The organism is Klebsiella sp. GG_Kp175 (assembly GCF_040062325.1).
GTDB classification, from domain to species: Bacteria; Pseudomonadota; Gammaproteobacteria; order Enterobacterales; family Enterobacteriaceae; genus Klebsiella; species Klebsiella quasipneumoniae.
In genome coordinates, this window is record NZ_JBEAFX010000005.1 from 161,824 (window position 1) to 184,581 (window position 22,758).

Consider the following 22,758-nt stretch of genomic DNA (forward strand, 5'->3'; position numbering starts at 1 on the left):
CGGAAGCATGAGTTCGCGAAAGGAGATCCCGCATGCAGTTGAACGAGGGATGGCTGGTCGGCGCGCGGCGGGTTCCCTCGCCGCACCATGACTGCCGTCCGGATGAAGAGGCCCCTTCCTTATTGGTGGTGCATAATATCAGCCTGCCGCCAGGTGAATTTGGTGGTCCATGGATTGACGCGCTGTTCACCGGCACCCTGGATCCTCACGCGCATCCTTTCTTTGCCGAGATCGCTCATCTGCGCGTTTCGGCGCATTGTCTGATTCGCCGTGATGGTGAAATCGTGCAGTATGTGCCTTTCGATAAGCGTGCATGGCATGCGGGTGTCTCCAGCTATCAGGGGCGTGAACGCTGCAATGACTTTTCCATCGGTATAGAGCTGGAAGGCACGGATACCCTGGCGTATACCGATGCGCAGTACCAGCAGCTGGCGGCGGTGACGGATCTGCTTATCACGATTTATCCTGCCATCGCCGCAAACATCACGGGCCATAGCGATATCGCGCCCGTGCGCAAGACGGACCCGGGACCGGCCTTTGACTGGAAAAAATTTCGTGCGCTGCTCAGCGCGCCGTCCGAAAAGGAGACCTCATGACGCTGTTTACTACGCTGCTGGTGCTTATCGCTGAACGCCTGTTTAAACTGGGCGAACACTGGCAGCTTGATCATCGGCTGGAGGTGGCGTTCCGCCGGATAAAACATTTCTCGTTGCCGGGAACGCTGCTGATGACCCTGGTCGCCGTCGCGGTGGTCTACATTATTCAGCGCTTGCTGCAGGGGCAGCTGTTCAACGTACCGCTGCTGGTGTTCTGGATTTTGCTAGGCCTGCTGTGCATCGGCGCCGGTAAGGTTCGGCTGCACTATCATGCCTATCTGAAAGCGGCGTCGCGCAATGACAGCCGCGCCTGCGATGCGATGGCCAGCGAGCTGACGTTGATACACGGCGTCCCCCCGGGCTGTGATGAGCGCGAGTACCTTAGCGAACTGCAAAATGCGCTGCTATGGATTAACTATCGTTACTACCTGGCGCCACTCTTCTGGTTTGTGGTCGGTGGGGCGTGGGGGCCGCTGACGCTTATCGCCTATAGCGTCCTGCGTGCCTGGCAGACGTGGCTGGCGCGCTACCAGACGCCGCATCATCGTTTGCAGTCTGGAATCGATGGTATCCTGCATATTGTGGACTGGCTGCCGGTGCGTCTGGTGGGGGTTGTCTATGCTCTGGTGGGGCATGGAGAGAAAGCGCTCCCGGCGTGGTTTGCATCGTTAGGCGACCGCCATTCGTCGCAGTATCAGGTATTGACCCGCCTGGCGCAGTATTCCCTGGCTCGTGAACCGCACGTGGATAAAGTGGCGACCCCGAAGGCCGCGGTGTCGATGGCCAAGAAAACCTCGCTGGTGGTGGTGGTGATCATGGCGCTGCTGACGATTTACGGCACCCTGGTGTAACGGCCTGCGCTCGTACTCTACCTGCCACGATACCCTCACATCTGGGGCGTTAATTGCCGGATGGCGTTGCGCTTATCCGGCCTGGAGACCCACACTGCGCAGGCCCGGCAAGCAACAGCGGCGCCGGATTCTATATCAGACGCCGTACCTGGCATGTTGCCGGGCGGCGGTTTCGCCTGACCCGGCCTGGAGAACCCGCGCCAGCGGGCCGCATACCGAACCGCTACAGCGTATCCGCCGGCGGGATGCCGAAGTCGGGCATGCCGTCCTCTCTCCAGCTGACGAGTTTTAGCCGGGTATGACGATTGGGGTCATACAGCGGGTCGCCTTCAATCTCGGTGTAATTCCGCGCGTGGTAGACCAGCACATCTTCCCCCGCCGGCGTTTGGGTAAAACTATTATGGCCCGGGCCATACTGGCGGTTTTCATAGCTGGTCCGGAACACCGGCTGCGGGGCTTTATGCCAGTTTGCCGGCTGCAGCGGATCGGCCTGCCGGTCAATCCAGAGCAACCCCATGCAGTAGTTTTCGTCGGTGGCGCTGGCGGAATAGCTGATGAACAGCTTATCGCCATGCACCAGCACCGCGGGTCCTTCATTGACCTTAAATCCCCGACACTCCCAGTCGAACTCCGGCTTGCTCAGCATGACCGGCTCGCCTTTTAGCGTCCACGGGTTGGCCATTTCAGCGAGATACAGGTTTGAGTTGCCCTCGATATGCGGCGATTTTTGCGCCCACAGGTACCAGCGTTTGCCCTGATGGATAAAGGTGGTGGCATCGAGGGCGAAGGTATCGAAAGGGGTGACCACCTGGCCTTTTTCCTGCCAGCGGCCGGTCAGCGGATCGTTGTCGGCGCACTCGATAACGAACATACGATTCTGGAACATGCCCAGCGCATCCAGATCGTGGGTATGGGTGGCGGCAAAATAGATATACCACTTCCCGTCTATCTCATGTAGCTCCGGCGCCCAAATCAGCTGGCTCATCGGCCCGCTTTGCGGTGCGCGCCAGACCACTACCGGCTCCGCATCGCGTAATCCTTCAAGGGTCGCCGCGCGCCTGATCTCCAGCCGGTCGTATTCCGGCACCGAGGCAATAAAGTAGTAGTGATTAAGGTGGCGCAGAATAAAGGGATCTGCGCGCTGTTCAATAAAGGGGTTGGGCCAGTTATTCATCAGGCTTTCCTTACGTGTTCACTGGTTTTCAGTTCCTGGTATTCATTCAGCTCGCTGTAGTTGCTGCGGCGCTTCTCTAAATCGCTCTGGATCTGGCGCATCAGGGTGCGGTCAACTTTCAGCAGGCGCACCACGCCGGCGGTGATCAGGTAGCCGACGCCGGGGATAACCGAGAACAGCAGCACGATGCCGTTGAGGGCGGAGGCGCTTTGCGCTTTGGCGCCAGCGTCGTAGCCGTACCATGACAACAGGAATCCGACCATCGCCCCGGCGACCGCCAGGCCGACTTTGAGGAAGAACAGATTGCCGGAGAAGCTAATGCCGGTGATGCGCTTGCCGGTTTTCCACTCGCCGTAGTCGTCAACATCGGACATCAGCGACCAGTGCAGCGGGGAGGGAATTTGATGCAGGATGTTGAGCAGGAAGTAGAGCACCATAATCAGCGTGGTGGCGTGCGGATTAAAGAAATAGAAGGCGCAGGAGAAGATCGCCAGCACGATATTGGTCCAGAAGAAGACCTGCAGTTTGCACCAGCGGTCGGTGAGGACTTTTGCCAGCATGCTGCCAATCATCATCCCGACCACGCCGAGGCTGATAAACAGAGTGGCAAAATGGGTGCTTTGCCCCATTACCCAGGTGACGTAGTACATGGTGGCGGCCATGCGGATAAAGCCCGGACAGACGTTGCACAGCGTGAGCAACAGGATGCGTACCCACTGGTCATTTTTCCACACATCTTTGAGATCTTTTTTCAGTTCATCATTGGTCTGTACCGCCGGGTGGATGCGTTCGCGCACGGTAGCGAAGCAGAACAGGAACATACACATGCCGATGAAGGCCAGCACGGTCATCGCCATCTGATAGCCCTTCGCTTTATCGGCGCCGCCGAACCAGTCGGCCATTGGCAGCAGCGTTAATGACAGCAACAGCGTGGCGATACCCACCATCACGAAACGATAAGACTGGCAGGCAACGCGCTCTTTCGGATCGGCGGTCATCACCGTTCCCAGCGAGCAGTAGGGGATGTTAATCGCGGTATAGGTAATCGACAGCAGAAAGTAGGTGACAAACGCATAGATGACTTTGCTGTTATAGGTCCACTCAGGAGTGGTGAACATCAGGACGCTGAACAGGGCGTAGGGGAAAGCAATCCACAGCAGCCATGGACGAAAGCGGCCATATTTACTGCGGGTGCGGTCGGCGAGGGCGCCCATGATCGGGTCGGTCACCGCATCGATGACGCGCACCGACAGCAGCAGTACGCCCACCAGCGCCGGCGCCAGACCGAAAATATCGGTATAAAAATAGTTAACAAACAGCATGATGGCGCCAAAGATGATATTGCATCCGGCATCCCCCATCCCATAACCAATCTTTTCTTTTATTGAAAGTCTATTGTCTGCCATGTGCGGTCTCTCCGTTGCAGTATGGAGAGAATTATTGGCTGCTATCGAGAGAATTACGTTGCAGGAACGCGTTGACGATATGGATAAAAAAGCTATGGAGGGGAAAGTGTGAAGCAGATAACAATGCTCTGCGCCCGTCATTCAGGGAGGGGGCGCAGAGCAAAGAGAATTATTGATGAGATGTATTATTGTGCTTTTATGGTGGCGGCGGCTTTCTGTTTAAACAGATAGCCCACGCCCAGCACGGCGATCCATACCGGGATCAGCCAAACGGAAATCGCCATCCCCGGGGTCATCAGCATAATTACCAGCACCGCGGCCATAAACAGCAGGCACACCCAGTTACCCAGCGGGTAGAAGAGGGCGGGGAAGCGAGTGGTGACCCCCTGCTGCTGTTTGGCGCGACGGAATTTGATATGCGCGAGGCTGATCATCGCCCAGTTGATCACCAGGGCGGAGACTACCAGCGCCATCAGCAGGCCAAATGCGGATTCCGGCGCCAGGTAGTTGATCAGCACACACAGGGCGGTGACCACGGCGGAGACGAGAATGGTATTCACTGGCACGCCGCGTTTGTCGACGCTGAGCAGCGCTTTCGGTGCGTTCCCCTGCTGGGCAAGACCGAACAGCATACGGCTGTTGCAGTAGACGCAGCTGTTATACACCGACAGGGCCGCCGTCAGCACCACTACGTTGAGGGCGTTTGCCACCAGCGTATCGCCAAGCTCATGGAAAATCAGGACGAACGGACTGGTGTCCGCAGTCACACGCGTCCACGGCAGCAGCGAGAGCAGTACCGCCAGCGAGCCAACATAGAAGATCAGGATACGGTAGATAACCTGGTTAGTGGCTTTCGGGATGCTTTGCTCCGGGTTATCCGCTTCCGCCGCGGTGATACCCACCAGCTCCAGACCGCCGAAGGAGAACATGATGATCGCCATCATCATTACCAGTCCGGTAAAGCCGTGCGGCAGGAACCCGCCTTGATCCCAGAGGTTACGTACTGTCGCCTGCGGGCCGCCGTTACCGCTGAACAGCAGCCAGCCGCCGAACAAAATCATCGCCACAACGGCGACCACTTTGATAATGGCAAACCAGAACTCCATTTCCCCGAACACTTTCACGTTGGTCAGGTTAATGGCGTTGATGGCGATGAAGAAGACCGCCGCTGAGGCCCAGGTTGGGATTTCCGGCCACCAGAACTGGATATATTTGCCGACGGCAGTGAGTTCCGCCATGGCCACCAGGACATACAGCACCCAGTAGTTCCAGCCGGAGGCGAAGCCGGCAAAGCCGCCCCAGTATTTATAAGCAAAGTGGCTAAACGAACCGGCTACCGGCTCTTCCACCACCATTTCGCCCAGCTGACGCATGATCAGAAAGGCGATAAAACCGGCAATCGCGTAACCAAGAATGATACCCGGGCCGGCGGACTGAATGACGGACGCGCTCCCCAGAAACAGGCCGGTGCCGATAGCCCCGCCCAGCGCGATGAGCTGGATGTGGCGGTTTTTCAGGCCGCGCTTCAGCCGATCGCCGTGCTGTTGACCTTCCATATGAAACCTCGTGTGTGATTATTTTTTGTGTACGTCATCCGTCAGGTTGCTGCTTCACTGCTGTCCCTGCCAGAAAGCATAGCCAGCGAAAATTTGGGCGAAGTGGCCCACTTTTTACCTGAGTGATGGCGCGCACATATTGTTGTGTTTGTGTATTTAGCGACTTCCGTTTCTGTATTGTTTTGTTTACGGAAGGCGGTGCGGTAATTCAGAAAAAGGCCTTTCGTCTCAGGGAGAATAGTGGTAAGCGCGTTTGAATGCACCTGCTTTATGAAGGGATGATGACCATGTGTCTAAAAAGACATCAATAGACACATTCTGTATTATTCCGATGCACTGCTTCTTTCTGATTATTTATTCAATGATATTGTCTTTATATTCATTTATTGGGTCGTTGAATCGGTTCAGATAGCGTAATTTTTCGTTTCCATTAAGTTAATGCTACCTCTTTATGAGTAAACGTAACATTTGTGCAAGGTTACATTTCTGAAATGTTATTTCTGTAAGGTTGTTAAAATGTCCGTCGTTTACTGATTTCAATCAAAACCTGTATGGACAGAAGGTGAATACTTTGTTACTTTAGCGCTACGAACTTTAAATTGGTAAGACCAATTGACTCCGGGCTAATGGCAGAGACAGGGAATATGGCCTACAGCAAAATCCGCCAACCAAAATTATCCGATGTGATAGAGCAGCAGCTGGAGTTTCTGATCCTTGAGGGGACCTTGCGCCCCGGTGAAAAACTCCCGCCTGAACGCGAACTGGCTAAACAGTTCGACGTTTCCCGCCCCTCGCTGCGTGAGGCGATTCAACGCCTCGAAGCCAAGGGCCTGTTGCTTCGTCGTCAGGGAGGTGGAACGTTTGTTCAGAGCCGCCTGTGGCAGAGCTTCAGCGATCCGCTGGTCGAGCTGCTGTCCGATCACCCTGAATCCCAATTCGATCTGCTTGAGACCCGTCACGCGCTGGAAGGCATTGCGGCTTATTACGCGGCGCTGCGCAGCAATGATGAAGATCGCGACCGTATCCGCGAGCTGCATCAGGCTATTGAGCGGGCTCAGCAGTCGGGCGATCTGGACGCTGAGTCCGGCGCCGTCGTCCAGTACCAAATCGCCGTCACCGAGGCGGCACACAATGTGGTTTTGCTTCATCTGCTAAGGTGTATGGAGCCGATGCTGGCGCAAAACGTGCGTCAGAACTTTGAATTGCTGTATGCCCGCCGGGAAATGCTCCCGTTGGTCAGCAACCATCGCACTCGCATTTTCGAGGCGATAATGGCCGGGGAGCCGGAGCAGGCGCGTGAGGCGTCGCACCGTCACCTGGCGTTCATTGAGGAAATTTTGCTGGACCGTAGCCGTGAGCAGAGTCGTAGAGAACGCTCGCTGCGTCGTTTACAGCAACGAAAGGACGAGAACTCCGGTTCTTAAGCGCCATTTTTAGAGCGCGGCAACTAAACGCAGAACCTGTCTTATTGAATTTTTGGTTGTTCAAAGGTGAAGAACGAAGAGTTCAATGGGACAGGTTCCAGATTAATCAACGATTAGATAGATAAGGAATACCCCCCATGTCAGAACGTTTACCAAATGACGTGGATCCGATCGAAACTCGCGACTGGCTACAGGCGATCGAATCGGTCATCCGTGAAGAAGGTGTTGAGCGCGCTCAGTATCTTATTGATCAACTCCTTTCTGAAGCCCGCAAAGGCGGGGTGAAAGTGGCTGCTGGCGCATCAACCGGCGGTTACGTCAACACTATTGCCGTTGAAGATGAGCCGGAATATCCGGGTAATCTGGATCTGGAACGTCGTATCCGTTCTGCGATCCGCTGGAACGCCATCATGACCGTTCTGCGCGCATCGAAAAAAGATCTCGAACTGGGCGGCCACATGGCTTCTTTCCAGTCTTCCGCAACCTTCTACGAAGTGTGCTTCAACCACTTCTTCCGCGCACGCAATGAGCAGGATGGCGGCGACCTGGTGTACTTCCAGGGTCACATCTCTCCGGGCGTTTATGCGCGTGCGTTCCTGGAAGGTCGTCTGACTGAAGAGCAGATGAACAACTTCCGTCAGGAAGTTCACGGTAAAGGTCTGTCCTCTTATCCGCACCCGAAACTGATGCCGGAATTCTGGCAGTTCCCGACCGTTTCTATGGGCCTGGGCCCAATCGGGGCGATTTATCAGGCTAAATTCCTGAAATATCTGGAACACCGTGGTCTGAAAGACACCTCCAAACAAACCGTTTACGCGTTCCTGGGCGACGGTGAGATGGACGAGCCGGAATCTAAAGGCGCGATCACCATCGCAACCCGTGAGAAGCTCGACAACCTGGTGTTCGTTATCAACTGTAACCTGCAGCGTCTTGACGGTCCGGTCACCGGTAACGGCAAAATCATTAACGAACTGGAAGGCATCTTCGCGGGCGCTGGCTGGAACGTTATCAAGGTTATCTGGGGCGGTCGTTGGGATGAGCTGCTGCGTAAAGACACCAGCGGTAAGCTGATTCAGCTGATGGAAGAAACCGTTGACGGCGATTACCAGACCTTTAAATCCAAAGACGGCGCTTATGTGCGCGAGCACTTCTTCGGTAAATATCCGGAGACCGCTGCGCTGGTTGCCGACTGGACTGACGAGCAGATTTGGGCCCTGAACCGCGGTGGCCACGATCCGAAGAAAGTTTATGCTGCTCTGAAAAAAGCGCAGGAAACCAAAGGCAAAGCGACCGTTATCCTCGCCCATACCATCAAAGGTTACGGCATGGGTGACACTGCTGAAGGTAAGAACATCGCTCACCAGGTTAAGAAAATGAACATGGACGGCGTTCGCTACGTCCGCGATCGTTTCAACGTGCCGGTTGCCGATGCCGATCTGGAAAAACTGCCGTACGTCACCTTCCCGGAAGGTTCCGAAGAGCACACCTATCTGCACGCTCAGCGTCAGAAACTGCACGGCTATCTGCCGAGCCGTCAGCCGAACTTCACTGAGAAGCTGGAGCTGCCGACGCTGGAAGATTTCCGCCCGCTGCTGGAAGAGCAGAATAAAGAGATCTCTACCACTATCGCGTTCGTTCGTGCCCTGAACGTGATGCTGAAGAACAAATCCATCAAAGACCGCCTCGTGCCGATCATCGCCGACGAAGCGCGTACTTTCGGTATGGAAGGTCTGTTCCGTCAGATCGGTATCTACAGCCCGAACGGCCAGCAGTACACCCCGCAGGACCGTGAGCAGGTTGCATACTACAAAGAAGACGAGAAAGGTCAGATCCTGCAGGAAGGGATCAACGAGCTGGGCGCAGGCGCATCCTGGCTGGCTGCGGCGACCTCTTACAGCACCAACAACCTGCCGATGATCCCGTTCTACATCTACTACTCGATGTTCGGGTTCCAGCGTATCGGCGACCTGTGCTGGCAGGCAGGCGACCAGCAGGCTCGCGGCTTCCTGATCGGGGGTACTTCCGGTCGTACGACGCTGAACGGCGAAGGTCTGCAGCACGAAGATGGCCACAGCCATATTCAGTCTCTGACTATCCCGAACTGTATCTCTTACGATCCGTCCTACGCCTACGAAGTGGCGGTCATCATGCATGACGGCCTGGAGCGTATGTACGGTGAGAAACAAGAGAACGTTTACTACTACATCACTACCCTGAACGAAAACTACCACATGCCGGCCATGCCGGAAGGCGCCGAGGAAGGTATCCGCAAAGGTATCTACAAACTCGAAACCATCGAAGGTAGCAAAGGTAAAGTTCAGCTGCTGGGCTCCGGTTCTATCCTGCGTCACGTCCGTGAAGCAGCGCAGATCCTGGCGAAAGACTACGGCGTGGGCTCTGACGTGTACAGCGTCACCTCCTTCACCGAACTGGCGCGTGATGGCCAGGATTGCGAACGCTGGAACATGCTGCACCCGCTGGAAACCCCGCGCGTGCCGTACATCGCTCAGGTGATGAACGACGCTCCGGCAGTGGCATCCACTGACTATATGAAACTGTTCGCCGAGCAGGTTCGTACCTACGTACCGGCTGACGATTACCGCGTACTGGGTACCGATGGCTTCGGTCGTTCCGACAGCCGTGAAAACCTGCGTCACCACTTCGAAGTCGATGCTTCCTATGTGGTCGTTGCAGCGCTGGGCGAACTGGCTAAACGTGGTGAAATCGATAAGAAAGTGGTTGCGGACGCAATTACCAAATTCAACATCGATGCAGAAAAAGTTAACCCGCGTCTGGCGTAAGAGGTAAAAGAATAATGGCTATCGAAATCAAAGTACCGGACATCGGGGCTGATGAAGTTGAAATCACCGAGATTCTGGTCAAAGTGGGCGACAAAGTTGAAGCTGAACAGTCGCTGATCACCGTAGAAGGCGATAAAGCCTCTATGGAAGTCCCGTCTCCGCAGGCTGGCGTCGTGAAAGAGATTAAAGTCTCCGTCGGCGATAAAACCGAGACTGGCAAACTGATTATGATTTTCGATTCCGCCGAGGGTGCAGCAGCCGCTGCACCTGCGCAGGAAGAGAAGAAAGAAGCCGCTCCGGCCGCCGCTGCTCCAGCAGCTGCCGCGGCAGCGAAAGACGTGAACGTGCCGGACATCGGCGGTGACGAAGTTGAAGTCACTGAAATTCTGGTGAAAGTGGGCGATACCGTTGCGGCTGAGCAGTCTCTGATCACCGTCGAAGGCGATAAAGCCTCGATGGAAGTGCCGGCGCCGTTCGCGGGTACCGTGAAAGAGATCAAGATCAACACCGGCGATAAAGTGTCCACCGGCTCCCTGATCATGATCTTCGAAGTGGCGGGCGCTGCGCCTGCTGCCGCACCTGCTCAGGCTGCTGCTCCGGCGGCGGCTGGCGGTGCGAAAGACGTTAACGTACCGGACATCGGCGGCGACGAAGTTGAAGTGACCGAAGTGATGGTAAAAGTCGGCGATAAAGTGGCTGCTGAGCAGTCCCTGATCACCGTCGAAGGCGACAAAGCGTCTATGGAAGTGCCGGCGCCGTTCGCGGGCACCGTCAAAGAGATCAAAATCAGCACCGGCGATAAAGTCAAAACCGGCTCCCTGATCATGGTCTTCGAAGTGGAAGGCGCTGCGCCTGCCGCCGCACCGGCTCAGGCGGCTGCGCCGGCACCGGCTGCAGCTCCGGCTCAGGCCGCTAAGCCTGCCGCGGCACCGGCTGCGAAAGCGGAAGGTAAAACCGAATTCGCTGAAAACGACGCTTACGTCCACGCCACTCCGCTGATTCGCCGTCTGGCGCGCGAGTTCGGCGTTAACCTGGCGAAAGTGAAAGGCACCGGCCGTAAAGGTCGTATCCTGCGCGAAGACGTTCAGGCTTACGTGAAAGACGCTGTTAAGCGTGCTGAATCCGCACCGGCGGCTGCCGCTGGCGGCGGTATCCCGGGCATGCTGCCATGGCCGAAGGTTGACTTCAGCAAGTTCGGCGAAATCGAAGAAGTGGAGCTGGGCCGTATCCAGAAAATTTCTGGTGCCAACCTGAGCCGTAACTGGGTCATGATCCCGCACGTTACGCACTTCGATAAAACCGATATCACCGATCTGGAAGCGTTCCGTAAGCAGCAGAACGCCGAAGCTGAGAAGCGTAAACTGGACGTGAAATTCACCCCGGTTGTCTTCATCATGAAAGCCGTGGCCGCTGCGCTTGAGCAGATGCCGCGCTTCAACAGCTCGCTCTCCGAAGATGGTCAGCGTCTGACGCTGAAGAAATACATCAACATCGGTGTGGCGGTGGATACCCCGAACGGTCTGGTGGTTCCGGTCTTTAAAGACGTGAACAAGAAGAGCATCACCGAGCTGTCTCGTGAACTGACCACCATCTCGAAGAAAGCGCGCGATGGCAAACTGACGGCGGGCGAAATGCAGGGCGGTTGCTTCACCATCTCCAGCATCGGCGGCCTGGGTACCACCCACTTCGCGCCGATTGTTAATGCGCCGGAAGTGGCCATCCTCGGCGTGTCTAAGTCCGCGATGGAGCCGGTATGGAATGGTAAAGAGTTCGTGCCGCGTCTGATGCTGCCGATCTCTCTGTCCTTCGACCACCGCGTCATCGACGGTGCTGATGGTGCCCGCTTCATTACCATCATCAACAACACCCTGAGCGACATTCGCCGCCTGGTGATGTAATTGAAAAAGCCGGCCTGACGGCCGGCTTTTTTCTGATAACCTCAGGCTGTTTGGGATTATCAGCAACAAAGGACAAAATCGTTTGCCGTTTGTTGTTTAAAAATTGTTAACAATTTTGTAAAATACACGCGGATAGAACGTCCCGGTGGACTTGGGCGTAAAAATAATAGCGTCAGACCCGCCGGATATAAATTACAGAGGTCATGATGAGTACTGAAATCAAAACTCAGGTCGTGGTACTTGGGGCAGGTCCTGCAGGCTACTCTGCAGCCTTCCGTTGCGCTGATTTAGGTCTGGAAACCGTCATCGTAGAACGTTACAGCACCCTCGGTGGGGTGTGCCTGAACGTGGGTTGTATCCCTTCTAAAGCGCTGCTGCACGTGGCAAAAGTTATCGAAGAAGCGAAAGCGCTGGCCGAACACGGCATCGTTTTCGGCGAACCGAAAACTGACATTGACAAGATCCGCACCTGGAAAGAAAAAGTCATCACTCAGCTGACCGGTGGTCTGGCTGGCATGGCCAAAGGGCGTAAAGTGAAGGTGGTTAACGGTCTGGGTAAATTCACCGGCGCTAACACCCTGGAAGTGGAAGGCGAAAACGGCAAAACCGTGATCAACTTCGACAACGCCATCATCGCGGCGGGCTCCCGTCCGATTCAACTGCCATTTATTCCGCATGAAGATCCGCGCGTATGGGACTCCACCGACGCCCTGGAGCTGAAATCTGTACCGAAACGCATGCTGGTCATGGGCGGCGGTATCATCGGTCTGGAAATGGGTACCGTATACCATGCGCTGGGTTCAGAGATCGACGTGGTTGAAATGTTCGACCAGGTCATCCCGGCTGCCGATAAAGATGTGGTGAAAGTCTTCACCAAACGCATCAGCAAGAAATTCAACCTGATGCTGGAAACCAAAGTGACTGCCGTTGAAGCAAAAGAAGACGGTATTTATGTTTCCATGGAAGGCAAAAAAGCGCCGGCGGAAGCACAGCGTTACGACGCCGTGCTGGTGGCTATCGGCCGCGTACCGAACGGTAAAAACCTCGACGCAGGCAAAGCGGGCGTGGAAGTTGACGATCGTGGCTTCATCCGCGTTGACAAACAAATGCGCACCAACGTGCCGCACATCTTTGCTATCGGCGATATCGTCGGTCAGCCGATGCTGGCGCACAAAGGCGTCCACGAAGGTCACGTTGCCGCAGAAGTTATCTCCGGCCTGAAGCACTACTTCGATCCGAAAGTGATCCCATCGATCGCCTACACCGAGCCAGAAGTGGCATGGGTGGGTCTGACCGAGAAAGAAGCGAAAGAGAAAGGCATCAGCTACGAAACCGCCACCTTCCCGTGGGCTGCTTCCGGCCGTGCTATCGCTTCCGACTGCGCAGACGGCATGACCAAACTGATCTTCGACAAAGAGACCCACCGTGTTATCGGTGGCGCGATTGTCGGCACCAACGGCGGCGAGCTGCTGGGTGAGATCGGCCTGGCTATCGAGATGGGCTGTGACGCTGAAGACATCGCGCTGACTATCCACGCTCACCCGACTCTGCACGAGTCTGTTGGCCTGGCGGCAGAAGTTTTCGAAGGCAGCATCACCGACCTGCCGAACGCCAAAGCGAAGAAAAAGTAACTTTTTCTTTCAGGCAAAAAGCATAAGCGGCTCCCGGAGCCGCTTTTTTTATGCCTGATGTTTAGAACTATGTCGCTATTCATAAACCGCTACACCTCATACATACTTTGTAAATAGTCACTATGTAAACTTATAGGTAGTTAACGATATCAATGAGGTGTGTGATGAAACGCTTTTTAACCACAGCGCTGGTCGCAGCAGCGTGCTTATCCGGTGTCGCCTGCGCGGCTGACGCCACGATTCCGTGGGCGGATAACAGCGGTGGTACGGAAACGACCCATATTGCGGCGATGGGCCAGGATCTGAATGCTCAGCATCAGCAAGTGACCAAGACCAGTGAAGGAGTATGGGCGGCGAATTCCGGCAGCATCAGCGCTGACGAATCGGCATTGTCCAGTACGAAACCAGCCTTTGCCGGCGATCCGTCGCTGATGCCCCACCAGGGCTAAGTGAATGAAAACGCCCGGTTGCGTGTACGTAACCGGGCGTTTTTTTATGGGTTGACCTCCTGCCAGCCGGCGTCAGCGTCGGGGGCAAAGCGCGTTATCGCCTGGGCCTTTGCCGCGCTCTCTTCACCGAGATTGGCCTGATAAACGGTATCGTGCTGATCGATCATAAAGCTCATCACGCCGGTTTCCCCCCACGCCACCGGCCACGCCAGCAAGGCGACGCTCTGTTCATCTCTACCGGTGATAATGCGGAAGCGGTAGCCATGGTAGCCGCTGCCGGGAACCGTCGGGCTAAAGGCTGGCCCAAGCGGACTTGGCGCTTCGCCCGGCGAGGTGGGCCAGTACAGACCATCTTTTTTGCCTTCGCTACTGATGATTTTCTGCGCCCAGCGGTGGTTCAGTTGATAGTAATCCTGCTGGGCGTCAACGTAGGCATGCATGGCGGCTATCGCCGACAGTTCATTACGGCCGATAGCGCGGGTGAGGATCTCTTCTTCGCCAGCCGCCATATCAAAGCGCCAGCCCTGGGATGCTTTGACGATGGGGACTGGCAGCCGCCATGCTTCGCTACCGACGTCGAGCCAGGCTTTTTCACCCTGCTGCACAATCACATGTTTCACCTGCCAGTCGCGCTGGAAGCGGTCGACGGCAGTGGGGTCGATCCCGTCGGGGGGTAAAAAATGCTGCCAGTTATCGCCAAGCACTTCACTCAGCGCCGCGTCATTTTGCTGGCCGATCGCCTCGGCCAGCGCGTTTGCGGCCTGCTCGGGGGTGGCATACTGCTGCTGGGCGAAGGCGGCAAGCGGCGACAGCATTAACGTGAACAGGGCAATTGATAATGGGTTTCTCATTCTGCTCATCCTCAGCGGCGGCGTAGTTCATGGTGTTCAGAAAGACGCTCTCTGGCGCCGTCGCGCTGCTCGCGGTTTACGCTGGAAAACTGAAGACTCTGCCGTCCCCGTTCTTGCTGCGCTTGCCAGGAGGGGGCGCGGCTTTCGTTGCCGCTAAGGGCGCTGGCGCGCAGATGACTGACCGTCTGCTGACGCTGGGCTGGCGTGGCGGACTGGAGCTGCTGCCGGCGCTGTTGCTGCTGCGGTGTAGTATTCTGCTCGCGGCTCTTAATGGTTTCCCTACGCTGCTGTTGCTGCGGCGTCGGGTTTTTCAACTGCGCTTTCGCCGCGTCTCGACGCTGCTGGGTCGATGTCGGCTCGCTGTCGTAACCGCGGTAGTTGCTGCGCTGGGTGGCTTGTTTCAACTGCGCCGAGGCCGCCTGACGCTGGGCATCGCGCGAGGCGGTGTTTGCCGCCAGGTTGCCCGCCGTGGCGGTCGGCGCGCTGCGCTGCTGAAGCTGGGTCATCGCCGCCTGGCGCTGCGCCTCACGATCGACCGGCGCATGCTGGGTCGCGCTCAGTCCGCCGGATACGTTGGTCTGATGAAAGCGCTGGGCGACGGTATTATTGGGGTATGGCACGTGACCGCGATAGGCGGGGTTGTGCTGCCAGTTTACGCGGTCGCCCGGCAGGTTTTGTCCGGTAATGCGGTTAAAGTTATTCACATTGATATTGATGTTATCGCCGTTATGCGAGTAATCGCCGCGGTGGTAGTCGTCATCGTGATGGTGGTGGTCATCATCATCATCCCAGTCGATGCTGCTGAACAGCGCCCAGGTGGTCGCCACGCCCAGGCTGTAACCGAAGCCTTTGACGAAGCTATCGGTAAACTGCTCCCCGGGAGGCGGCGGCAGATAGACCGGAGGATAGGCGCTGTTCGGCCAGGTACCATAGACGGTGGAGGGGTTGTAGTTGGGAACATAGACCACCTGTGGATCGGTCGGTTCTATTTTTATGACCTGCGTCGGTGCGGGCACCGTCGCGCTGGTCGTTGACGTTGTTACCGTGCTGCTTTTCGAGGTGGAGGCCGGCGCAGGCGCCGCTGCGGCGACAATCACTTTTTGCTGCGGCGTGGATTTCAGTGTCCCTGTCTGCTGGGCGATGGCACGCAGACGCTGCACCGAGTCCATCACATCATGCGGCTGGGCCAAAAACGCATTACCCAGATTTTCCACCCAGGGCGGATTCTCGCCCATCATCGCCAGCAGGGCCGGGAAAGCGACAAGCGATTTAACGCTGGGATCCCACGGCTGGCTGGCAACAGCCTGAACGGCGGCATCCCCTTTCATGGAGGGGTTATCCTGGGACCACTGCACCGCCTGCATGACGTTGTCCGGGTAGGTGGAGGCCATCAGCACCTGCGACAGCAGACTGTCCGGATAGAGCGCGATGGGGGCAACCCACTGATCAATCTGCGCCTGGGTGTAGGTGGTGGCTACCGGCTGCGCGGCGACTGGCTGTGTGGCTGGAGTGGGTGCCGGCGCAGCCTGCGCCGTCGGCTCAGTGACCGTCTCTGGAGTACGGCTTTGCACATAGAGTGTTCCCGCCGCCGCGAGTAAACCAGCGCTACAGAGCAGGGCGATAATATGGGGTTTGAACGGCAGTGACATAGAAGCTCCTGACCCAAAAAGTAACCCATCTCGCTAAAGTATCGGCGAAAACGGCGCGTTTGCTGAGTATAAGTAAGCGGTATGGCTTTTTATTGATGATTGTTGGGATCGGCCCATGGCGTTGTACGTGGAAAGGAATTTTTGTCGCGGGATTTGAACAGAAAGCCTGCAATATCCTGCCCTTAACGATTCAGCTAAATTTTAATGTTGCTTTTTTGTAAACAGATTAACACCTTTCAAAAATCCTGCTATGCTGCCGACGCGGTATCGGGCATTTACCCTACAAACTGCTGTCTCACAGGAGCGTGAAGAAAATCGCCCAGCCACTAAATCCTTCAAGATGCGTCAAGGCGGCAAACTGCCAATACCGAAGCAGATTGATTGAAGACGTGTAGGCCGCATTATGACAATGAGAAGCGAGGAGAACCGTCGTGCTAGAAGAATACCGTAAGCACGTAGCTGAGCGTGCCGCCATGGGGATTGTTGCCAAACCCTTAGATGCAACCCAAATGGCCGCGCTGGTAGAACTGCTGAAAAACCCGCCTGCGGGCGAAGAAGAATTCCTGTTAGACCTGCTGATTAATCGTGTACCGCCGGGCGTTGACGAAGCCGCCTATGTTAAAGCTGGATTCCTTGCCGCGATCGCCAAAGGCGAAGCGTCCTCCCCCCTGGTTACCCCTGAAAAAGCCGTTGAACTGCTGGGCACCATGCAGGGCGGTTACAATATCCACCCGCTGATCGATGCCCTGGACGACGCGAAACTGGCGCCGATCGCCGCGAAAGCGCTGTCCCATACCCTGCTGATGTTCGATAACTTCTACGACGTGGAAGAGAAAGCGAAAGCAGGTAACGAGCACGCAAAACAGGTCATGCAATCCTGGGCCGACGCTGAGTGGTTCCTGAACCGCCCGCAGCTGGCAGAAAAAATCACCGTTACCGTTTTCAAGGTGACTGGCGAAACGAACACCGATGACCTGTCTCCGGCGCCGGATGCCTGGTCGCGTCCGGATATCCCGCTGCACGCCCTGGCGATGCTGAAAAACGCCCGCGAAGGCATTGAACCGGATCAGCCGGGCGTGGTTGGCCCGATCAAACAGATCGAAGCCCTGCAGCAGAAAGGCTACCCGCTGGCCTACGTTGGCGACGTGGTCGGGACCGGCTCTTCACGTAAATCGGCCACCAACTCGGTGCTGTGGTTTATGGGCGACGATATCCCGAACGTGCCGAACAAGCGTGGCGGCGGCCTGTGCCTGGGCGGCAAAATCGCGCCAATCTTCTTCAACACCATGGAAGATGCAGGCGCGCTGCCTATCGAAGTGGATGTGTCAAATCTGAACATGGGCGACGTGATTGACGTTTACCCGTTCAAAGGCGAAGTGCGTAACCACGAAACCAACGAACTGCTGGCCAGCTTCGAGCTGAAAACCGATGTGCTGATCGATGAAGTGCGCGCCGGCGGCCGTATCCCGCTGATCATTGGTCGCGGTTTGACTACCAAAGCGCGCGAAGCGCTGGGTCTGCCGCACAGCGATGTCTTCCGTCAGGCGAAAGACGTGGCGGAAAGCACCCGCGGCTTCTCTCTGGCGCAGAAAATGGTTGGCCGCGCCTGCGGCGTTGCCGGTATCCGTCCGGGCGCCTACTGCGAGCCGAAAATGACCTCCGTCGGTTCTCAGGACACCACCGGTCCAATGACCCGTGATGAACTGAAAGACCTGGCGTGCCTGGGCTTCTCCGCTGACCTGGTGATGCAGTCCTTCTGCCACACCGCAGCCTATCCGAAGCCGGTTGACGTCACCACGCACCATACTCTGCCGGACTTCATTATGAACCGCGGCGGCGTCTCACTGCGTCCGGGCGATGGCGTTATCCACTCCTGGCTGAACCGCATGCTGCTGCCGGATACCGTGGGTACCGGCGGCGACTCCCATACCCGTTTCCCCATCGGGATCTCCTTCCCGGCGGGCTCTGGTCTGGTGGCCTTCGCCGCCGCGACCGGCGTGATGCCGCTGGATATGCCGGAATCGGTGCTGGTGCGTTTCAAAGGTAAAATGCAGCCGGGGATTACGCTGCGCGACCTGGTTCACGCTATCCCGCTGTACGCCATCAAGCAGGGCCTGCTGACCGTTGAGAAGAAAGGTAAGAAAAACATCTTCTCTGGCCGCATCCTTGAGATTGAAGGCCTGCCGGATCTGAAAGTGGAGCAGGCGTTCGAGCTGACCGATGCCTCTGCTGAACGTTCTGCTGCAGGTTGCACCATCAAGCTGAACAAAGAGCCGATCGTTGAGTATCTGAACTCCAACATCGTCCTGCTGAAGTGGATGATTGCCGAAGGCTATGGCGATCGCCGCACTCTGGAGCGTCGTATTCAGGGTATGGAAAAATGGCTGGCGGATCCGCAGCTGCTGGAAGCCGATGCTGACGCGGAATACGCGGCAGTAATCGACATCGATTTGGCGGATATCAAAGAGCCGATCCTGTGCGCGCCGAACGATCCGGACGATGCCCGCCTGCTGTCTGATGTGCAGGGCGAGAAGATCGACGAAGTGTTCATCGGCTCCTGCATGACCAACATCGGCCACTTCCGTGCCGCCGGTAAGTTGCTGGACAGCCACAAAGGCCAGCTGCCGACTCGCCTGTGGGTGGCGCCGCCAACCCGTATGGACGCCGCGCAGCTGACCGAAGAAGGTTACTACAGCGTATTTGGTAAGAGCGGGGCGCGTATCGAAATCCCTGGCTGTTCCCTGTGTATGGGTAACCAGGCGCGCGTGGCCGACGGCGCGACGGTGGTTTCCACCTCTACCCGTAACTTCCCGAACCGTTTAGGTACCGGCGCTAACGTCTATCTGGCCTCTGCCGAACTGGCGGCGGTAGCTTCTCTGCTCGGTAAACTGCCGACGCCGGAAGAGTACCAGACCTTCGTGGCGCAGGTGGATAAGACAGCGGAAGATACCTATCGCTATCTGAACTTCAACCAGCTGGATCAGTACACTGAAAAAGCTGACGGTGTGATCTTCCAGACCGCGGTGTAAAACCATTCGGTCAGCCCAGCTGACCGTTTGGCTACAAACTCCTCAATGCCCGGTGAACATTGCATCACCGGGCATTTTTATTTCCAAACCTCCTGCCTGTTACGCTTTTTTTCTTTCGGTCTGCTGCGATAATTACTCCATGGGTACAGTGCAGCGGTGACGCATTGCCCTTGCAGAGGAAAAGACGATGGACTACGAATTTCTGCGTGATATTACCGGAGTGGTAAAGGTGCGAATGTCGATGGATCACGAGGCGATTGGCCACTGGTTCAACGAGGAGGTGAAAGACAATCTTGCTCTGCTTGACGAAGTGGAGCAGGCTGCGCGCACCGTGAAAGGCAGTGAACGTTCCTGGCAGCGTGCCGGACATGAATATACGCTGTGGCTGGATGGCGAAGAGGTGATGATCCGCGCCAATCAGCTGGAATTTTCCGGCGACGAAATCGAGGAGGGGATGAGCTACTACGACGAAGAAAGCCTCTCTCTGTGTGGTGTTGAGGATTTCCTGCAGGTGGTTGCCGCCTATCGTGAGTTTATGCAGCAGCGTTGATGACTCGTTGTGCGCCGGGCTGCGGAAAACCGTAGCCCGGCTAAGCGTCGCGTGCGCAGGGCACATCTCCGGTCGCGACGAGTACCTTTCCCCGCTTCCCGCCGGCGCAGAACCCAGGCCCGGCGCGCAAAATCGCCGCCGGGCATTTGAGGCATTACACGGCAGGAATATTGCGGCCGTAGTAAATCTCGCGCATCTCTTTCCACAGCAGGTCGGTAATGACCTTGCGCTCTTCAGCGGTCAACTCTTCCGGTCGGGTATGGAACATGTAGTGCTTAAGGTCAAACTCCTTGAGCAACATTTTGGTATGGAAGATATTTTCCTGGTAAACGTTGACGTCGACCATGTCATACAGCGACTTCATATCGTCAGACATAAAGTTCTGAATTGAGTTGATTTCATGATCGATAAAATGCTTCATCCCATTGATGTCGCGGGTAAAGCCGCGCACGCGGTAGTCAATGGTTACAATGTCCGATTCCAGCTGGTGGATCAGATAGTTCAGCGCTTTGAGCGGTGAAATAACCCCGCAGGTAGAGACTTCGATATCGGCGCGGAAGGTGCACAGACCGCCTTCCGGGTGGCTCTCCGGATAGGTATGCACGCAGATATGGCTTTTATCGAGATGGGCGACCACGGTTTCAGGTAGTGGGCCGGGGTGTTCGGTCTGGTCGATAAGCCGCGGGTCGACGGGCTCTTCGCTAACCAGAATGGTCACGCTGGCGCCCTGGGGTTCATAATCCTGGCGGGCGATATTCAGGATATTAGCGCCAATAATAGAGCAGGTTTCGGTCAGGATCTCTGTCAGGCGATTGGCGTTATAGAGTTCGTCGATATAGGCGATGTAGCCGTCGCGCTCTTCTGCCGTTTTGGCGTAACAGATATCGTAGATACAAAAACTCAGGCTTTTGGTCAGGTTGTTAAAGCCGTGCAGCTTCAATTTTTTCAATTTAGTTCACCCCCTTATTTCGCTTCACGGTGCGGACAGAGCATCATGCAGATATTGTGGTAAGGCGAAGGCCGCCGTATGGATTGCCGGATTGTAGTAACGGCAGGTCAGGTTGGCTTTGTGAAAGCGCGCCTGAATGATTTCGCTGGAAAGATGGCGCAGCGCCTCGTTGTCGCTCGCCCAGGCAAAGGTCATGATCCCGCCGTAATAGGTCGGAATCGCCGCCTGGTAGAAGCTGACGTCGCGAAAATAGTGGCTCAGCTTACGATGACTGCCCACCGCTTCGTCCTGCTGCAAGAAGCAGACGCCGTTCTGTGCAACGAAAATTCCTCCCGGCTTCAGGCAGCGTTTGCAGCCTTCATAAAAAGCCGAGGTGAAGAGGCTTTCCCCCGGGCCGATAGGATCGGTACAGTCCGAAATGATCACGTCAAACGTTTGCGTCGTCTGGTTAACAAAATTGACGCCATCATCAATCACCAGCGTAAAGCGCGGATCGTCATAGGCGCCGGCGCTATGGTTGGGCAGGTACTGGCGGCAGAATGAGACCACTCCGGCGTCGATTTCCACCATGGTGATACTTTCGATGCTGCGGTGACGAGAGACTTCGCGCAGCATCGCGCCATCGCCGCCGCCGATGATCAGGACATGCTTCGCGTTGCCGTGAGCCAACAGCGGCACGTGGGTCATCATTTCGTGATAGATAAACTCATCGCGTTCGGTGGTCTGCACGACGCCATCCAGCGCCATTACCCGGCCAAAGGCGCGGTTGTCAAAGATGATCAGATCCTGATGATCGGTTTTTTCGTGGTACAGCACGTTATCAACGCTAAAGTACTGACCAAAATGGTCATGCAGCGTTTCATGCCACAGTGGATTATCGGCCACGGTGAGGCTCCTCCTTCGTTAACATCTGTTACACCCGTAAAACGAGTGCAACATCATAGACAACTATAGATGAGGATGCACGGCGGTTATTGCAGCAATGCGGCAGGAATAACAGCACCGCCCGGAGAGGGCGGTGGGGAGACAGGGCTATTTTGCCGGCGCGGGTTGGCTATCCACTATCCGCACGGAATAGACCATGGTGGCGCCTGGGGGGATCTTCGGTGGCAACCCTTTACTGCCATAGGCTTTGTCGGGCGGGACGACCAGCGTCACGGAGCCGTGGTTCTGCAGGCGCTTCAGCGGCCCGCGAAATACCGGGGGATAGGCATCCAGTTTCTGGGTAAGCGCCTGATCTTTCGTCTCCATATCATTGATCACCGTTCCGTCCGTCAGCATCTCTTTGATCACCACGGTCACCAGATCGTTGCCGCTAATTTTTCCTTTACCCGGGTAATCGATACGGCTGTAGACGCCCTCTTTGAAGACGACATCTTTTTTGCGCGCAAACGCCTGTTGGTATTTCTTACCGGCACTGATGTTTTTCTGCTCGATTTTATTCAGGTTCTGGAAAACCTGCTGTGAAATGTCAAACAGCGCTTTGTTACGCTCCTGTTCGCCGAGGCGAAGCTGGCCGCTGAAAGCATCTTCGATGCCCTGCAGCACCAGGCCAGCGTCGACGTTAACCCCCTGAGTGCGACGAGTCGTGAGGACATTAAGCGCCTCTGTACCCATCGAGGCGCCGATGGCGTAAGCCTGCTGTTCACCTGGCGCGCTGAGTTTGGCGGCGGTTTTGCCGGTGGTATTTCTCGGCGGGACCGTCAGCTGCGTCCGCAGCAGCTGGATTTCATCCTCTTTCATCCGCAGCTGGGCGTTATCTTTGTCCGCCTGCAGGCGATAGGCCGCCACTATGGCCGCCGTCTCGGAGGGCTCATCTTTTACCGCCACGGCGGCATCGGCGCGGCTCGATGGCGCTTTTTCCACCGCGGCGAGCCGGTTAGCCAGCAACTGCTTATCGGCGTTAAGGGCTTTGACCTGGTCGAGGGCGGTCTGCTGCGTCTT

General features: G+C 56.3%; 17 protein-coding genes. 9 read left to right on the forward strand and 8 right to left on the reverse strand.

Features of this window, described 5'->3' with window-relative positions; all coding sequences use genetic code 11:
* The first annotated feature begins 32 nt into the window (after positions 1–32).
* Positions 33–596, forward strand: coding sequence for a 1,6-anhydro-N-acetylmuramyl-L-alanine amidase AmpD (gene ampD, locus ABLU73_RS12270; RefSeq protein WP_017901175.1), 564 nt, complete (start codon positions 33–35; stop codon positions 594–596).
* Entirely contained in the window at positions 593–1,447 is an 855-nt protein-coding gene (ampE, locus tag ABLU73_RS12275) for a beta-lactamase regulator AmpE (RefSeq protein ID WP_004204361.1), read from the forward strand. The genes ampD and ampE overlap by 4 nt, the downstream gene beginning before the upstream one ends.
* A 223-nt stretch (positions 1,448–1,670) precedes the next feature.
* Here the strand turns inward: ampE and ABLU73_RS12280 are convergent, their stop codons facing one another.
* The 3 genes from ABLU73_RS12280 to aroP all read right to left on the reverse strand — a co-directional run bounded on the left by ABLU73_RS12280 (position 1,671) and on the right by aroP (position 5,583).
* Positions 1,671–2,621, reverse strand: a complete 951-nt coding sequence (locus ABLU73_RS12280) for a family 43 glycosylhydrolase (RefSeq protein WP_264923623.1) — start codon at positions 2,619–2,621, stop codon at positions 1,671–1,673.
* Positions 2,621–4,027, reverse strand: coding sequence for an MFS transporter (locus ABLU73_RS12285; RefSeq protein ID WP_017901173.1), 1,407 nt, complete (start codon positions 4,025–4,027; stop codon positions 2,621–2,623). Before ABLU73_RS12285 ends, ABLU73_RS12280 begins: the two co-directional genes overlap by 1 nt.
* A 185-nt stretch (positions 4,028–4,212) precedes the next feature.
* A complete protein-coding gene (aroP, locus tag ABLU73_RS12290) occupies positions 4,213–5,583 on the reverse strand; it encodes an aromatic amino acid transporter AroP (protein WP_017901172.1) in 1,371 nt (456 codons plus the stop codon).
* A gap of 644 nt (positions 5,584–6,227) precedes the next feature.
* Here aroP and pdhR point away from each other — a divergent pair.
* The 5 genes from pdhR to ABLU73_RS12315 all read left to right on the forward strand — a co-directional run bounded on the left by pdhR (position 6,228) and on the right by ABLU73_RS12315 (position 13,786).
* A complete protein-coding gene (gene pdhR / locus ABLU73_RS12295; protein ID WP_002888699.1) occupies positions 6,228–7,007 on the forward strand; it encodes a pyruvate dehydrogenase complex transcriptional repressor PdhR in 780 nt (259 codons plus the stop codon).
* A gap of 137 nt (positions 7,008–7,144) precedes the next feature.
* A complete protein-coding gene (gene aceE, locus ABLU73_RS12300) occupies positions 7,145–9,808 on the forward strand; it encodes a pyruvate dehydrogenase (acetyl-transferring), homodimeric type (RefSeq protein WP_004204365.1) in 2,664 nt (887 codons plus the stop codon).
* A 14-nt stretch (positions 9,809–9,822) separates the two neighbouring features.
* Entirely contained in the window at positions 9,823–11,706 is a 1,884-nt protein-coding gene (aceF, locus tag ABLU73_RS12305) for a pyruvate dehydrogenase complex dihydrolipoyllysine-residue acetyltransferase (protein WP_264923621.1), read from the forward strand.
* 206 nt (positions 11,707–11,912) lie between these two features.
* Positions 11,913–13,337: a dihydrolipoyl dehydrogenase gene (lpdA, locus tag ABLU73_RS12310; protein ID WP_002888731.1), complete on the forward strand. Its 1,425-nt coding sequence runs from the start codon at positions 11,913–11,915 to the stop codon at positions 13,335–13,337.
* Between the two features lie 164 nt (positions 13,338–13,501).
* The gene (locus ABLU73_RS12315; RefSeq protein ID WP_004204367.1) at positions 13,502–13,786 is read left to right on the forward strand and encodes a hypothetical protein; all 285 of its coding nucleotides are present in this window, start codon (positions 13,502–13,504) and stop codon (positions 13,784–13,786) included.
* Between the two features lie 44 nt (positions 13,787–13,830).
* Here the strand turns inward: ABLU73_RS12315 and ABLU73_RS12320 are convergent, their stop codons facing one another.
* Together ABLU73_RS12320 and ABLU73_RS12325 are read right to left on the reverse strand one after the other, a co-directional pair.
* Positions 13,831–14,637: a DUF2950 family protein gene (locus ABLU73_RS12320; RefSeq protein ID WP_064178518.1), complete on the reverse strand. Its 807-nt coding sequence runs from the start codon at positions 14,635–14,637 to the stop codon at positions 13,831–13,833.
* Positions 14,638–14,648: 11 nt separating this feature from the next.
* Entirely contained in the window at positions 14,649–16,286 is a 1,638-nt protein-coding gene (locus ABLU73_RS12325) for a DUF3300 domain-containing protein (protein WP_264923620.1), read from the reverse strand.
* A 431-nt stretch (positions 16,287–16,717) separates the two neighbouring features.
* Here ABLU73_RS12325 and acnB point away from each other — a divergent pair, with 431 nt between their 5' ends.
* Together acnB and yacL are read left to right on the forward strand one after the other, a co-directional pair.
* A complete protein-coding gene (acnB, locus tag ABLU73_RS12330) occupies positions 16,718–19,315 on the forward strand; it encodes a bifunctional aconitate hydratase 2/2-methylisocitrate dehydratase (protein WP_017901168.1) in 2,598 nt (865 codons plus the stop codon).
* Between the two features lie 187 nt (positions 19,316–19,502).
* Entirely contained in the window at positions 19,503–19,865 is a 363-nt protein-coding gene (yacL, locus tag ABLU73_RS12335) for a protein YacL (protein WP_004204373.1), read from the forward strand.
* Positions 19,866–20,019: 154 nt separating this feature from the next.
* Here the strand turns inward: yacL and speD are convergent, their stop codons facing one another.
* The 3 genes from speD to ABLU73_RS12350 form a co-directional block, all read right to left on the reverse strand.
* On the reverse strand, positions 20,020–20,814 hold the full coding sequence (speD, locus tag ABLU73_RS12340) for an adenosylmethionine decarboxylase (RefSeq protein WP_023319740.1): 795 nt from the start codon (positions 20,812–20,814) through the stop codon (positions 20,020–20,022).
* Between the two features lie 24 nt (positions 20,815–20,838).
* Positions 20,839–21,699 carry a polyamine aminopropyltransferase gene (speE, locus tag ABLU73_RS12345; protein WP_032455562.1) on the reverse strand — a complete coding sequence of 287 codons (861 nt, stop codon included), beginning with the start codon at positions 21,697–21,699 and terminating at the stop codon, positions 20,839–20,841.
* A 147-nt stretch (positions 21,700–21,846) separates the two neighbouring features.
* The coding region (locus ABLU73_RS12350) for an FKBP-type peptidyl-prolyl cis-trans isomerase (protein WP_348850229.1) at positions 21,847–22,758 on the reverse strand (912 nt) is incomplete at its 5' end.